Origin of the sequence: Flavobacterium sp. N502540 (assembly GCF_025947365.1) — a bacterium.
GTDB lineage: Bacteria > Bacteroidota > Bacteroidia > Flavobacteriales > Flavobacteriaceae > Flavobacterium.
Genome location: NZ_CP110012.1, coordinates 4,061,887 through 4,076,220, shown reverse-complemented (window position 1 = coordinate 4,076,220; position 14,334 = coordinate 4,061,887). Strand labels below are relative to the sequence as shown.

The following is a 14,334-nucleotide window of genomic DNA, read 5'->3' as shown; positions in this document are numbered from 1 at the left end:
TTTTATTGCCCGACCATTATTTGGTGTATTTAAAATTTGATTCCGTATCATGAAAATAAAAAACGATGCCGTGTTGCATCGTTTTTTATTCAATCAAGTTACTTTGATTTTTTCTTCTTCTTTAATAAATCCATCTTACCTTCAATTCTTTTCTCTACTTCCCTAATGTTGCATTCAAAAGCAAATTGCAACGTACAAAGTTTGGCTTTTTTAATTTCTTTTAATGCTAATCCAAACTGTTGCTGTGCTTCGTAAAGAATTGCTTTTTTGACAAAAATTTCAGATTTGTTTATTCCTTTCACTGTTAAAGCAAAATCAATTAATTTTTCTGCCTCTTCAAAATCTTCATTCAAAATTAAAGTTTGTACATAATGCGGATATATCTCAAGTGCATGAATATTTATTGCTAAAGCTTCCTGAAAATACCATTTGGCCTCTTCATAATTCCATAATTGTTCTGCCTGAATCCGTCCATACAAACAGAAAACCATCGTATTCTTAGCATCATATGAAAATGCATAATCTAAAGATTCAATCGTCTCTTCTAATGAATAAGGATAGCTGTCCAGAGCCTGAAAGAGATATTTATCTATTGTTTTCATTTTATGTGTCGATATTTATTGTTTTTTTTTGGGTCACATATAATTCGCATATCATCATTGTTTTTTGCAACCAACTTTTTAATTACGCTCATTTCGTAAATCTGTTTTTAACTTCTGACGCGTTCCTTTATAACTCTTCTCTGTTTTATTCTTTTTAAAATCAGTTCCGGTAAAAACTCTGACAGGATTCCCCCGCTGAATGTTCAGCTGATTTTCCCATTGTTTTCCAACATGGTTTTTAAGTTGCTGTAAAGTTTCGTCTTCTAGTTTTTTTAATAATCGTTCTGTTGCCAGTTTTTTATTCTGATGCTGTGAACGACTGTCCATCGCAACAACTGCAATTCCGGTTGGAACATGAGTTGCTCTGATTGCCGAACTCACCTTGTTTACATGCTGTCCGCCAGCCCCGGAACTTCGCATGGCCTGATACTGAATGTCACTTTCTAAAAATGATGCATTCTGTTGTGGTTCAATCTCAAAAATACCAATAAACCAATTTTTACGTTTGTGCATTTTCCTAAACTGACTTTGACCAATCCATTGAATAGTTCCCGTCCAGGAAGCTGCAAATTGAGTGGCATTTTTACCTTTTACCGCAATTGTTGCCGTTTCAATTGTTCCATTCTCCTGGCCTGCCTCTCGCTGAAGCAAAGTCGTTTCTAATTGCTCCTCCCGTGCTTCCTCCAAAACTTTTTTAAGTACCTGAGCCACTACCCAGGTACATTCTGCCGGTCCCCGACCCGCTGTTATCTGAATTATTTTTTCCATTTTGCTATTATCTTAAGAAGCTTTTCTCTGTTTTTAGCTTCCTTCACAAATTTTGGAAGTCTTGAAACCATAGTACTGTTACCGCTTCCTTTATTATTTCTTTCTCTTAATTCTGCTTCAATGTATCTCCCTAAATAATCAATGTGCTGCTGGTTATAAGCCCAAAAAATAGCTGCCCCCACTTCTTTTTGAAACCAAAGCGGTAAATTGTAATAATACTCTTTAACTAAGCCGTCATCCCTTTTTGAATTCTTCAAAACCTTTTCCACTTTTGGTTTCCACTCTTCCTGAAAATTACAATGCGGGCATCTTGTTTTATATACTTTCGGTTTGTCTTTTAAGGGTTGTGATTTAAATTCATACCTCTCATAACATTGATTACAATGTGCTTTACCATAAGCAATGTATTGATAAACGGGGCTGTCAAGTTTAAGAAAGCAATCTTTACATTCAAAAACTTTAGTATAACAATGCCCGCACTCACATTCTTCTGAAAGCTTACTCTTTACCTTAGCTTTAGAATCACATTTCGGACACCTCACTAAAATCTCGTTTATAAAACTTTCTAAAAACTTATTCTCATCCTGAAATCTTTTCATAATCTTTGTTTTTTATCGGTCCATTCTAACAATCTTTGGTGTGAAAGTTCCCAGAACTTCAACCAAATCAATTTGATTTGACATCACTTTAGTAATGTCCTTGTACGCCATAGGTGCTTCATCAATATTCCCTCCAATCAAGGTAACCTCATTCGCTTTTAATACCTTTTTAATTTCACTTTGCGTAAAAGTACTTTTACACTTCGCTCTCGAAAATAAACGTCCGGCACCGTGAGACGCAGAGTTTAAACTCTCAGCATTACCTTTACCCTTCACGATGTAACCGGGAGCCGTCATCGATCCGGGAATAATTCCTAATTGCCCTTCTCCTGCGGGCGTTGCACCTTTCCTGTGTACAATACATTCCTGACCGTTCACCATTTCTTTCCAGGCAAAATTGTGGTGGTTTTCAATCGTGACCACTACCCTTTTTCCAATAGCTTTGGCAATTCGTCTGTGAATATCATCGTGACAGGCTTTTGCATATTCTCCGGCTAAGTTCATAGCAAGCCAATATTCCTGTCCGTCATGCGTATTCAAATCCAACCAGGCTAAATGCTGCACATTTTTTGGTAACGGACATTGTTTTGTCGCCAAATAGGTATAATGTTTCGCAATATTTGCTCCTAACCCTCGAGATCCGCTATGCGATAAAACTGCGAAGTACTCCCCTTTTTCAAGCTTCCACTCGTTTTCAGGATTTTCAATTTTAGCAATCCCAAATTCGACAAAATGATTTCCTCCTCCAGAACTTCCCAACTGTTTATAAGCCTTCGGTAAAAGGTTCTTTAACAATGGAATATCCTGAAATTCACTTTTGTAAAAAACATCATGATCCACTCTTGACACATGAGTTTCATACATTCCAAATTTGGTATTGTCCTTCAAAATAGTTTCTAATTGATGTTCTTTACCTTTAAAATGAGAAGCGGGTAAGTCAAAAATCGAAAGACTCATTCGGCATCCAATATCCACCCCAACTCCATACGGAATTACAGCATTATCTGTTGCCAAAACTCCTCCAATGGGCAATCCATAGCCCGAATGTGCGTCTGGCATTAAAGCACCTGCAACTGAAATTGGCAGTTTTAATGAATCATACAATTGATACTTCGCCTGTTCATCAATCTCATTTTCGCCAAAAATTTTGAAGGGAGCTCTTGTTGTTTTTAACTGATGCATTCTTACCTGCACCGGCTTTATTAAACCTTCAGCTACCTTGCCCCAAGTACCATTACCTTCGTACTTTTCGGGATTCAGCAGTACATCTTTTGCTTCGGTTAAAATAGATTCCTTTTTCTCTCTTTTTCTATATCTGTTTATCTGCCCTAAGGCAATATTTATTGAATTGTTTTTTGGAAACCCCAATTTAATCAGGTCTTTTCCGGATAATTTATTTCCCATGATTTAGATCATTTCGTCTACATACTGCTGATACAATGCCTGTAGACTTTTATTTTTAATTGGACTTATCTCTTTTGGATTCTCTTTTTCGTAGTAACTCCATTTATGAGAAGAGCCATTTATTAATCTGTTTATTTTATATCTCAGATGATTGTTTACAATATAATTGTCTATAAACTGAATTTGACTTTCCAAATCAGAATCAACCATTTTGGTATGTGTTATCGTATAAGGACTAACACGCAGTACATATCGCCAGGGCTCATTGAATACATAGTGAATTTTGTATCGTTTACAATTGCTGCACCAGCGTTCTCTTTTATAAAAATGTACTTTTTCTTTTTCGGTCAATTCGAGTTTTGAACTTTTCCACTCCCATTCTGAAAATTCTTTTACAATTTGGATGTTTTCAACATATACATGCTTTCTTTTTCTCTTTTTCTTTCTCTTAAAAGATTTTTCAGAAGAAAATTGCCATGTATTTATTTTTTCCAATAATTCTCTGTAAAACGAAGCTTCACTTGATCTGGCCACATCATCTCTTAATTGAAAATTACGCTGCCATCCTTTTTGATAAGGAACTTCTAAAGCAACCAATGGTAAATTTCTACGCTTTTTCCAAAGGTCAACTTCAAGTTTTCTTAACTCAATTAATTGTTTTTCAAAATCTTCTTTAATTAATCGTCTTTTCTTTCTTTTACTTTTAAAACGAGCACATAAAGCATACTCATCTACCGTATAATTTTCCATAAAAAAATTATAGTGCATTAAATTAACAGCCCAATAGGCTTAGCATTTTATCCGTGAAGGATAAATAAAATCGATTTTCGGGAAAATTTGAAGTGTCTAGAATAAAAAAAAGCCCGAAACTAAATGTCTTCGGGCTTTTATATATCTAAAAGTATATTTCTAAGATTGAAATAAGCCACGAAGAAGTACTTCATCAAAATTGTTTGATGTGAAGCTCTGAGATGTAGATGTAAATACAAACATTTTTTCTTCGTTTTTAAAGGGTTATTATTTTTTTCGTCTGCAAATATTCAGAATACTTTTTCGATTTTCCAAATTTATTTTAAGAAAAATCAGTACAAAAAATTTATTCATATTATTCTTAAAGCCAAAAAAAAGACTACAGAACTCAAAATCAAAAAGATAGAAATCGCATTTTAAGGATATTTTTCTTAATATTTTTTTACTTAACCGCAAAGAATGCAAAGGAAAAAACGCAAAGTTCGCGAAGCTATGAGGCGAACTCTTTGCGAACTTTGCGAAAATCGTTGCGTGCCTCGCGGTTAAAATTCTGCATAAAAAAAGTCCTGATTTCTCAGGACTCTAATATTTTTTTGTTTGGTTATGTTTTTTGTTATTCTGTAACTTTGCTTTTAACAACAAGTCTGAAACCTTCACCGTGAATGTTTAGGATTTCAACGTCTTCGTCAGCTTTTAAGTATTTTCTAAGTTTAGCAATGTAAACGTCCATACTTCTGGATGTAAAATAGTTATCGTCTCTCCAGATTTTAGTCAAAGCTAATTCTCTTGGCATTAAGTCATTTTCATGAAGAATCAACATTTTAAGCAATTCATTCTCTTTTGGAGACAATTTTATCGGTTCCTCATTTTCAAATGTCAGGAATCTCAATTTAGAATTTAAATGGAATTTACCAATATTAAACTCAAACTGCACTTGCTCTGCTTTTGTATCAGCAGATTTTCTTTGAATAATTGCTTTAATTTTCATCAATAAAACCTCAGAATCAAAAGGCTTATTCAAATAATCATCAGCACCAGCTTTGTATCCTTTCAATACATCTTCTTTCATAGACTTAGCTGTTAAGAAGATAATCGGCACTTCGCTGTTCTTTTCTCTAATCTCCTTGGCTAAAGTATAACCATCTTTATAAGGCATCATCACATCAAGAATACATAAATCATATACATCCTTCTTGAATTTTTCGAAACCTTCCATACCGTTTTTAGCTAAAGTAACTTCAAAGTCATTTAACATTAGATAATCTTTAAGAACTGCCCCAAAATTAAGGTCATCTTCTACTAAAAGTATTCTTTTGTTATTATTTTCCATATTTTAATTTATTAATGGTATTTTTATTATAAAGGTGCTACCTTTTCCTTTCTCGCTTTCAACATATACTTGACCATTGTGGTCCTCTACTATTCTTTTCACATAAGCCAGACCTAGTCCGTGTCCTTTTACATTATGTAAATCACCTGTATGTTCTCTGTAAAATTTCTCAAAAACTCGTTTTTGAGCTACCTTACTCATACCAAGACCGTTATCTTTTACTTTTATCAGAATCATGTCTTTCACATTTTCTGTAAAAATTTCTATTTCAGGCGTACCTGGAGAATATTTTATGGCATTCTCCAAAATATTAACCAACACATTTGTAAAATGCACTTCGTTGATCAGACAGGTTGTTCTCGCTGCTTGAAAATGTTTAGCTACACTTCCTCCTCTGTCTTCTAAAATTAGATTTACATGTTCAATTGCATCATCAATGATATCATGAATAGCAGTTGGTTCTTTTGTAATATCCAGTTCTTTCTTTTCCAGTTTAGAAATACGAAGCACATTTTCTACCTGAGCATGCATTCTTTTATTTTCATCCCGGATCATTTGAAGATAGCGATACACTTTTTCTTTATCTTCAATTATCTTAGGGTTTTTAATAGCATCTAATGCCAGATTAATTGTCGCTATCGGTGTTTTAAACTCATGCGTCATGTTATTTATAAAATCGGTTTTGATTTCAGAAATATGTTTTTGACGTAACAATTGATTTAGTGCACTGGTATAAGCAACTATAATAATTAATGTAAAAATTATCGATAGTACGGTAATACTTAATAATTCTGACAATAAGAATTTCTTTTTATGCGGAAATGTAATAAACAATTCATATTTACTATTTCCTTCATTATCTGTATAAATTGGCACGTGATAACTTGCATCTTTATCGTAATGAAATCCATCCGATCTTACTTTCGTCGCAAGACCATTGTTGAGAACTCCGTATTCAAATTTGGTTTTCACACCATATTCTTCCAGTTCTTTCTTTAAGAGTTTTTGAAGTTTATCCTTTGTAATTCTACCCTCTATAGGCGTCAACGAAGCAACGTCTTTATACTGAATCTGCTGTTGAACTTTATTTAAAATATCCAGACTTCCTGATTTTTCGATTTTTAAATCAGGTATAATACTTTGACCTAAAGCACTATTGTCAATATTATTGTTATTATTGTATACTTCTGTAACTCTCTTTGAACTAAAGTTTTTAAATCTTTCGCTGCTAAATTTTTTATTAAAAATCGAACCGCTAATATCATAATCTTCAGATGTAAGCGTATTAGAATAAACTATTGTTTTGTTTGTTTTTGCGTTTCTTTGAATGTAAAAAACCTGAAGTAAGTCTTCTTTTTTAGGTGTCTTACCGGTACTGTCTTTAATGCGGTTGTATTTATCGTAAAAACTGTATTCTTCTTGCTGCTCCAATTTATCAGCAACGTTCCCAATTACCTGAGTAACATGATATTTAAACTGCTCATCGTTATTTTTGAACGAAGAATTAAACCAGTATACCTGCACCAAAATTATCCCTATTAAGGACAAGCTCATCAATAAAACAAGTAATCTAAAAAATAATTTATTCATCGAAACAAAATTAATATTTTAACAATATACTAAATAATACATTAACCAAATATTAACATTTAAGACTGATTTTGTTTTATATTTAAAATTTTAAGAATTTTAACAACTTCTTCTCTAGCAATTTTAAGATTACTGTTATTAATAACAAAATTGCTTAAAGAAATTCGTTTTTCATCATCCCACTGCATTTTCATTCGACTTATAACTTGCTCTCGTGTGGTTTTATCACGCTTAACAACTCTTTCAATTCTTATCTCTTCAGGAGCCGTAACGGTTACGATAACATCACAATCTTTATAACGGCCACTTTCAAACAAAATTGCAGCTTCGTAAATTACATAGTGGTATTTTTTGTTCTTTAACAACCAAAGCTCGAAGTCTTCTTTAACTGCCGGATGTACAATTGCATTTAATGCTGCCAGTTTATCGGCGTCATTAAAAACAATCTCGGCTAATTTAGCTCTGTTTAAAACATCATTTTCAAAGAGCGAGTCTCCAAAAGCAAGTTTAATTTGTTGCACAATCTTTTCAGACTGCATTACTTTTTTGGCTTCATCATCGGCGATATACAAGGGCACTCCCATTTCTGCAAAGTAGTTTGCAATAGTGGTTTTTCCACTTCCTATTCCGCCTGTCAGGCCAATAATTTTAGCCATACCTATATTTTAAAAAACATCTTAGGAAAAGCCTCTTGGGGTTTTTTCTTTAAAACAATAACTTTCAGAAACGATTTTAGAAATCCTGTTCCATAGCCATAAAACTGCTTCCATACAGCAATTACAGATAAATATCCAATTTTAATGCTTTTATTCTGAATAGCAGCTGTCAGAAAAATTACCACGAAATATACAAAATATAATTGTAATAGGATATCAATATTAAAAATTAATAGTAAAAAAGCTAATAATAATCCTATGATAAAAATGGTAGGAAAAAAGAATGTTAGTTTATTATGTTCCGGATACCAGCTGTTTAATATTGGTCTGGCGATTCCAAATTTATTCACCTGAATTGAAAACTTTTCCCAGTCAATTCTTCGCTTATGATACACATACGCTTCTGTAAATAATCTGGTTTCAAATCCTAAATTCCACAAACGAATAGAAAGATCAGGATCTTCTCCCGGGTGAATGTTTCCAAACCCTTTTGAAGCTATAAAAGCTTTCTTTGAAATCCCCATGTTAAAACTTCTAGGCTGAAATTTATTGATTTTCTCAGATCCTCCACGAATTCCTCCCGTCGTTAAAAATGAAGTCATCGCAAAATTAATGGCTTTCTGAATATCCGAAAAACTATCTAGTGCTTTATCCGGTCCTCCAAAACAATCCACATAATCCTCATTAAGCGCTTTTCTAACTTCCGTCAGGTAGTTTGCCGGAATAATACAATCAGAATCAAAAATGATAAAATAATCTCCCCTGGCCTTCTGCATTCCAAAGTTTCTTGAATCTCCTGGGCCTGAATTTTCTTTAAAATAGTACGATATATTCAATTTGCCTTGATAGTTCATCACGACATCTTTACAAGGTATTGATGATCCGTCTTCGACAAGAACAATTTCAAAGGCTTCATTATAATCGGATTTAGATAAGCTTTCTAAAAGTTCATCTACTTCATCCGGACGATTATACACGGGTATAATTAAAGAAAAAATCATAGCGATCACGCGGTATTAAAGTGGCAATATTTTAAATTTCAAAATTTTAACAAAGATATGTTATATTCATAAAAAAACCATTCGTCGCAACGAATGGTTTTCATATCTAGTAGTATTTTTTTCTTTTTTATTTGATACTTTCAATTTCAACAACTTCATTTGCTTCGGCAGCATAGTCTACACCAGCAAATTCAAATCCAAATAGATTTAGGAAGTCATTTCTATATCCGGCTAAATCTCCAATTGCAGGTAACGTTTCAGTTGTAGCCTCTAACCAAAGTTTAGCCACTTTAGCCTGCACATCCTCACGCATTTCCCAATCGTCGATTCTGATTCTTCCCTTTTCATCTACAGGAACTTCTCCTCCATTGTACAATCTGTCCTGAAACAAGCGCTGGATTTGCTCGATACAACCTTCGTGTATTCCTTCTTCTTTCATAATTTTATACAAAAGAGAAATATACAAAGGAATAACCGGAATTGCAGAACTTGCCTGTGTTACCAAAGCTTTATTTACAGAAACATATGCTTTTCCTCCAATAGATTTTAAACTATCTGTAATTGAAAATGCTGTAGCTTCTAAATCATCTTTTGCACGACCAATTGTACCTTTACGGTAAACTGCCTCTGTCAAAGCCGGCCCGATATAAGAATAAGCTACTGTAGTAGCGCCATCTGCCAATAAATTCTCTGCTTTTAAAGCATCCATCCACATCGTCCAGTCTTCACCTCCCATTACAGCAACTGTATTGGCAATATCTTCTTCATTTGCCGGAGCAATAGAAACTTCTGAAACGTTTCCAGTGTGAAAATCAACTGTTTTATTGGTAAAAGTTTGTCCGATTGGTTTTAAAACTGAACGGTGCAAAACTCCTGTAACCGGGTGCTGACGCACCGGAGAAGCTAAACTGTAGATTACCAAATCAACCTGACCTAAATCGGCTTTGATTAAATCTAAAGTCTGTCTTTTTATTTCGTTTGAAAAAGCATCTCCGTTGATACTTTTTGCATATAAACCTGCTTTGTGAGCTTCTGTTTCAAATGCAGCAGAATTATACCATCCTGGTGAAGCTGTTTTTCCTTCAACCGGTGGTTTTTCAAAAAACACTCCAATTGTTGAAGCATCAGATCCAAAAGCACTTGTAATTCTTGAAGCTAATCCGAAACCTGTTGAAGCACCAATAACTAATACTTTTTTTGCACCAGCAATTGGTCCTTTTGATTTGATATATTCTATTTGATTTTTAACATTTTGCTCGCTGCCTTTTGGGTGGGCTGTCAAGCAAATAAATCCTCTCATTCTAGGCTCTATAATCATATTTTTGTTTTTTTCGTATTTTAAACAATCTTTAAAAACATAAAGATTGCATTTTATTTACGTTTGTTTAATTCGCTTTTAAGATGACAAATATAAATTATTTCTTTAGTTCAACAAGGCCTTAGCATGATTTAAAGCCGAATCAGAAACAACTGCTCCGGATAACATTTGAGCAATTTCTATAACTCTTTCTTCCTGAGACAATAGCTTAAGTTCTGATTGTGTATCCTCATCAACCGTTGATTTAGAGACTTTAAAATGTGAATCTCCTTTGGCTGCAATTTGAGGTAAATGGGTGATGGCAAAAATCTGCATTGTACCACTCATTTCTTTCATAATTTCTCCCATTCTAATAGCAATTTCTCCTGAAACCCCGGTATCAATCTCGTCAAAAATTAAGGTTGGAAGTTTTGAATATTGTGCCAGAATCGCTTTAACTGCCAGCATAATACGTGACATTTCTCCTCCTGAAGCTACTTTTTTCAGCAAGCCAAAATCAGTTCCTTTATTTGCCGAGAATAAAAACTGTAATTCATCTTTTCCGTTTTGGAAATAGGTCTCAGAGGACAAAAGCTCCATATTGAAACGTACATTTGGCATTCCCAAGGTCTCTAATATTGTAACTAACTTTTGTGACAAAACCGGAATTGCATTGATTCTATTCTGATGAATAGCTGTCGCAAAAGTGTCTAATTCTGTAACTTTTTGAGCTATGGATTCTGATAAAGCAGTAATTTCTTCTCCAATATTATCCAATTCCACCAGGGAATTTTCTAACGTCGTTTGTATTCCAAGCAATTCATCAACAGAAGTTACCTGATGCTTTTTTTGCAAATTATAAATTAGCTGTAGTTTTTGACTCACTAATTCTAATTGTGCAGGATCGTTCAAAAGTTTTTCAGAGGCATTTTGCAATTCTTTTGAAACATCATCAAACTCAATGGCTAAACTGGTAATCCTCTCAAAAACATTTTGGTATTCCGGTGAAAAAAGTGCTATTTTCTGTAGTGCTGTTTTTATTTCATTCAGACTATGAAAAACTCCAAATTGCTCTTCATTGGCAATTGCCAGAGATTTGTCCATTGCCTCTTTAATAATTTCAACATTATTCAGTTTTTCAAAATCGGCTTCCAATTCTTCCTGCTCTCCTGATTTTAATTTTGCAGTAACCAACTCATTTAACAAATAGGTATTGTATTCCTGCTCTTTTCCTGAATCACTTTGTTTTTTCAACAAAGCATTTAATTTGGACTTATCTGATTTATATCCTTTCAAAACATCCTGATACGATTGAATCACTTCTCCATTATTAGCAATAGCATCAATAATTTTAAACTGAACTCCCTCGTCTGACAGCTCCTGAGTCTGCTGTTGCGAATGAATATCTATCAAAAACAAGCTCAGATCCTGCAATTCCTGCAAATTTACCGGACTATCATTAATAAAAGCGCGCGATTTTCCTGAAGGCAAAATTTCTCTTCTAATAATAGTCTCATCTTCATAATCGAGATCATTTGCTGTAAAAAAATCTTTCAGGTTGTATTTAGAAATTTCAAACTGTGCTTCAATTACACATTTTTCTTCTTTATTTTTTAGTGAAGTTAAATCGGCTCTTTTTCCTAAAACCAATCCTATCGCTCCTAATATAATAGATTTACCTGCACCTGTTTCACCAGTAATAATAGAAAAACCTTTTGAAAAATCTATAGTTAATTTTTCAATCAGTGCATAGTTTTTAATCGACAAGGACGTTATCATAGGGAATTTGGGAAATATAAAAATTAATAAAGAGAGTAATTAAAATGGACTAGAATTTTATCTGCGACCATTTGGCGGTATTCAACGGAGATACTTTATTTAAGACATCGGTCAGATCTGTAATCGGAATACTTGGTCCTCCAGAAAATATAGAGACAATTTCGTCTGATTTGGCATCAAAAAAAACTCTGGTCAAAAAGGCATTAGGTTTTACCGAATTCAATTTTCCGGTAAGCATCAAGGCTGATTTGATTTTTTCTTTTGAGGCTTTCAAATCCTGACTCATACCATCTAAACCATTATGATACATGAACATGGTTTGACGTAAATCGCTGTACATTGGCGAAATCATATCGGTAATCAAATAATAACGGTTTTGAACTCCGTCTGACTGGCTCCAGCCTTTTGATCCTCCTTGCTGCGCTACACTTGCAATATTCTGAGCGGTTTCAAGATATTGACTTCCTGCTCCCATTTGAAAGCTATCTGCGTCCATCGCTAAAATTAAATAACTGTAAAAAGAAACTACAGATACTAAATTAGACTCAAACGTGGTCGGATTAAACAACAAAGGCTCATATTCAATATACCTGAAGTTAAAATCTTTATCGTTGTAATTTAATATTGGTGAAGAATAAGTAGAATTATAAATCAATCTTGAGGATTGCACCTGAATGGTACCTGAAAACTGATCGGAACTGTTTGACGACAGCGTAATGTACATCGAGCAATTGATTCGCTCGTTTTGTTTTAAGACTGTTCCCGTCCAATCTGTTTTATTTACAAACTCCGACAACGAAGTCTGAAGTGTTTTAAATACTTGCTGATTGGGATTGGGTAATCTTTCTGTATTAATAGTTACAGTGCAATTTAGCTGCTGTGCTTGTGTGAAGCCAAAGATTAAAAATGCTAAAAAAGTAACTAGTTTATTCATACGAAAGATATTATTTTGATTACAGCATATAACAGACTTACTATCCTTGTTATTGCTTTGTTTACTCTAAATCCTTATGATTTCGCAAAATGCAAAACCACTTTATTTAAAATATCAACAGCAACAGATTCTTTTGATTTTAATTCCATCGGTTCGATTTTAAAATCCTGATCAATAAAGGTAACTTTATTGGTTTCTTTTTTAAAACCTGCTCCTTCATCCTGTAAGGAATTTAGAACAATCAAATCTAAGTTTTTTTTCTGAATTTTCAGCTTCGCATTTTCAATTTCATTCTCAGTTTCCAATGCAAATCCAATTAAAAACTGATTTTTCTTTATCGCTCCTAATGAAGCCAGAATATCTTTTGTTTTTTCAAGTTCAATCGAAAATTCATCTGCCGCTTTCTTAATCTTTTGTGAAGCGACTACTTTTGGTCTGTAATCAGCTACTGCAGCCGCAGCGATTGCTACATCAACATTGTTAAAATACTCATGACAGACATCATACATATCTTGCGCCGAAACTACATTGATCACTTCCACTAAACCATTTTTAGCTTTATAATGTGTTGGTCCCGCAACCAAAATAACCTGAGCGCCTAAGTTTGCTGCTTCATTTGCCAGATCAAAACCCATTTTTCCCGAAGAATGATTTCCTATAAAACGCACAGGATCGATTGCTTCGTATGTTGGACCGGCAGTAATTAGTATTTTTTTCCCTTTTAAAGGCAATTTACTTTCTAAATCGGCTTCCAGAAAGGCAATAATATTTTCGGGTTCAGCCATTCTCCCTTCTCCGGATAAACCACTGGCCAACTCACCGCTTTCAGCCGGAATCATAATGTTTCCGAAACTTTTTAAGGCCGTAAAACTAGACAAGACCGAAGGGTGTTTGTACATATCCAAATCCATTGCCGGTGCAAAATAAACCGGACATTTGGCTGATAAATAGGTAGCTACTAAAAGATTATCGCTATTCCCTGTTGTCATTTTAGACAAGGTATTGGATGTTGCAGGTGCAATCAGCATCAAATCGGCCCAAAGAGCCAAATCAACGTGATTGTTCCAGACAGCATCTTCATCATCCTGATTAAAGAAACTGGAATGTACCGGATTTTTTGATAGTGTAGATAAGGTAAGTGGAGTCACAAAATCCTTAGAAGCAGGTGTCATTATCACTTGGACATGTGCACCTGCTTTTATAAAGAGTCGTACTAATGAGGCTGTTTTATAGGCTGCAATTCCACCAGAAACCCCTAGTAAAATTTTCTTCCCGTTTAAAACTGACATTATACTATATTATTTGTTTGAACCTCTGTGGTATGTTTTACCGTCTAACCACTCCTGAACTGCTAAAGCGTGAGGTTTTGGTAATTTTTCGTAAAATTTAGAAACTTCGATTTGTTCTTTATTTTCAAAAACTTCTTCAAGACTGTCATTATAAGTAGCAAACTCTTCCAATTTCTCTGTCAATTCTTTTTTAATTTCAGAGTTAATTTGATTTGCTCTTTTAGCCATAATGGTAATTGCTTCATACACATTTCCTGTTGGCTCTTCAATAACTGTTTTATTGTAAGTTATTGTATTTACAGGAGCATTCGTCTTTTTTAAATCCATGACTTTAT

14 protein-coding genes are annotated in these 14,334 nt (G+C 34.0%); all 14 read right to left on the bottom strand.

What is annotated here, in order from left to right; all coding sequences use genetic code 11:
- Nucleotides 1-98: 98 nt before the first annotated feature.
- The 14 genes from OLM58_RS17115 to OLM58_RS17050 all read right to left on the bottom strand — a co-directional run bounded on the left by OLM58_RS17115 (nt 99) and on the right by OLM58_RS17050 (nt 14,326).
- Entirely contained in the window at nt 99-602 is a 504-nt protein-coding gene (locus OLM58_RS17115) for a tetratricopeptide repeat protein (RefSeq protein ID WP_017497127.1), read from the bottom strand.
- Nucleotides 603-680: 78 nt separating this feature from the next.
- Nucleotides 681-1,370: a peptide chain release factor H gene (gene prfH, locus OLM58_RS17110; protein ID WP_264529848.1), complete on the bottom strand. Its 690-nt coding sequence runs from the start codon at nt 1,368-1,370 to the stop codon at nt 681-683.
- Nucleotides 1,358-1,969 carry a hypothetical protein gene (locus OLM58_RS17105; protein WP_264529847.1) on the bottom strand — a complete coding sequence of 204 codons (612 nt, stop codon included), beginning with the start codon at nt 1,967-1,969 and terminating at the stop codon, nt 1,358-1,360. The genes prfH and OLM58_RS17105 overlap by 13 nt, the downstream gene beginning before the upstream one ends.
- Before the next feature lie 12 nt (nt 1,970-1,981).
- Nucleotides 1,982-3,373: an RtcB family protein gene (locus OLM58_RS17100; protein WP_264529846.1), complete on the bottom strand. Its 1,392-nt coding sequence runs from the start codon at nt 3,371-3,373 to the stop codon at nt 1,982-1,984.
- A 3-nt stretch (nt 3,374-3,376) separates the two neighbouring features.
- Nucleotides 3,377-4,123 carry a hypothetical protein gene (locus tag OLM58_RS17095; protein ID WP_264529845.1) on the bottom strand — a complete coding sequence of 249 codons (747 nt, stop codon included), beginning with the start codon at nt 4,121-4,123 and terminating at the stop codon, nt 3,377-3,379.
- Nucleotides 4,124-4,736: 613 nt separating this feature from the next.
- The gene (locus OLM58_RS17090) at nt 4,737-5,453 is read right to left on the bottom strand and encodes a response regulator transcription factor (protein WP_099711827.1); all 717 of its coding nucleotides are present in this window, start codon (nt 5,451-5,453) and stop codon (nt 4,737-4,739) included.
- Nucleotides 5,454-5,456: 3 nt separating this feature from the next.
- The gene (locus OLM58_RS17085; RefSeq protein ID WP_264529844.1) at nt 5,457-7,043 is read right to left on the bottom strand and encodes a sensor histidine kinase; all 1,587 of its coding nucleotides are present in this window, start codon (nt 7,041-7,043) and stop codon (nt 5,457-5,459) included.
- Nucleotides 7,044-7,102: 59 nt separating this feature from the next.
- A complete protein-coding gene (coaE, locus tag OLM58_RS17080; protein WP_264529843.1) occupies nt 7,103-7,699 on the bottom strand; it encodes a dephospho-CoA kinase in 597 nt (198 codons plus the stop codon).
- Nucleotides 7,700-7,701: 2 nt separating this feature from the next.
- A complete protein-coding gene (locus OLM58_RS17075; protein ID WP_264529842.1) occupies nt 7,702-8,700 on the bottom strand; it encodes a glycosyltransferase in 999 nt (332 codons plus the stop codon).
- Nucleotides 8,701-8,827: 127 nt separating this feature from the next.
- The gene (fabV, locus tag OLM58_RS17070) at nt 8,828-10,018 is read right to left on the bottom strand and encodes an enoyl-ACP reductase FabV (RefSeq protein ID WP_264529841.1); all 1,191 of its coding nucleotides are present in this window, start codon (nt 10,016-10,018) and stop codon (nt 8,828-8,830) included.
- 105 nt (nt 10,019-10,123) lie between these two features.
- Nucleotides 10,124-11,776: a DNA repair protein RecN gene (recN, locus tag OLM58_RS17065; RefSeq protein WP_264529840.1), complete on the bottom strand. Its 1,653-nt coding sequence runs from the start codon at nt 11,774-11,776 to the stop codon at nt 10,124-10,126.
- Between the two features lie 49 nt (nt 11,777-11,825).
- Nucleotides 11,826-12,710 (bottom strand): DUF4835 family protein, encoded by an 885-nt coding sequence (locus tag OLM58_RS17060; RefSeq protein ID WP_264529839.1) that lies wholly within the window; start codon nt 12,708-12,710, stop codon nt 11,826-11,828.
- A gap of 74 nt (nt 12,711-12,784) precedes the next feature.
- The gene (gene coaBC / locus OLM58_RS17055) at nt 12,785-13,999 is read right to left on the bottom strand and encodes a bifunctional phosphopantothenoylcysteine decarboxylase/phosphopantothenate--cysteine ligase CoaBC (protein WP_264529838.1); all 1,215 of its coding nucleotides are present in this window, start codon (nt 13,997-13,999) and stop codon (nt 12,785-12,787) included.
- 9 nt (nt 14,000-14,008) lie between these two features.
- Entirely contained in the window at nt 14,009-14,326 is a 318-nt protein-coding gene (locus OLM58_RS17050) for a DNA-directed RNA polymerase subunit omega (RefSeq protein ID WP_007807938.1), read from the bottom strand.
- Nucleotides 14,327-14,334 lie beyond the last annotated feature (8 nt).

Excerpts from the sequence above, each read along its gene's own strand:
- coaE (WP_264529843.1), bottom strand. The coding sequence starts at position 7,699 with ATGGCTAAAATTATTGGCCTGACAGGCGGAATAGGAAGTGGAAAAACC.
- OLM58_RS17075 (WP_264529842.1), bottom strand. The coding sequence starts at position 8,700 with ATGATTTTTTCTTTAATTATACCCGTGTATAATCGTCCGGATGAAGTA.
- OLM58_RS17085 (WP_264529844.1), bottom strand. The coding sequence starts at position 7,043 with ATGAATAAATTATTTTTTAGATTACTTGTTTTATTGATGAGCTTGTCC.
- coaBC (WP_264529838.1), bottom strand. The coding sequence starts at position 13,999 with ATGTCAGTTTTAAACGGGAAGAAAATTTTACTAGGGGTTTCTGGTGGA.
- OLM58_RS17095 (WP_264529845.1), bottom strand. The coding sequence starts at position 4,123 with ATGGAAAATTATACGGTAGATGAGTATGCTTTATGTGCTCGTTTTAAA.
- OLM58_RS17115 (WP_017497127.1), bottom strand. The coding sequence starts at position 602 with ATGAAAACAATAGATAAATATCTCTTTCAGGCTCTGGACAGCTATCCT.
- OLM58_RS17100 (WP_264529846.1), bottom strand. The coding sequence starts at position 3,373 with ATGGGAAATAAATTATCCGGAAAAGACCTGATTAAATTGGGGTTTCCA.
- OLM58_RS17090 (WP_099711827.1), bottom strand. The coding sequence starts at position 5,453 with ATGGAAAATAATAACAAAAGAATACTTTTAGTAGAAGATGACCTTAAT.
- OLM58_RS17105 (WP_264529847.1), bottom strand. The coding sequence starts at position 1,969 with ATGAAAAGATTTCAGGATGAGAATAAGTTTTTAGAAAGTTTTATAAAC.
- fabV (WP_264529841.1), bottom strand. The coding sequence starts at position 10,018 with ATGATTATAGAGCCTAGAATGAGAGGATTTATTTGCTTGACAGCCCAC.
- OLM58_RS17060 (WP_264529839.1), bottom strand. The coding sequence starts at position 12,710 with ATGAATAAACTAGTTACTTTTTTAGCATTTTTAATCTTTGGCTTCACA.
- recN (WP_264529840.1), bottom strand. The coding sequence starts at position 11,776 with ATGATAACGTCCTTGTCGATTAAAAACTATGCACTGATTGAAAAATTA.
- OLM58_RS17050 (WP_007807938.1), bottom strand. The coding sequence starts at position 14,326 with ATGGATTTAAAAAAGACGAATGCTCCTGTAAATACAATAACTTACAAT.
- prfH (WP_264529848.1), bottom strand. The coding sequence starts at position 1,370 with ATGGAAAAAATAATTCAGATAACAGCGGGTCGGGGACCGGCAGAATGT.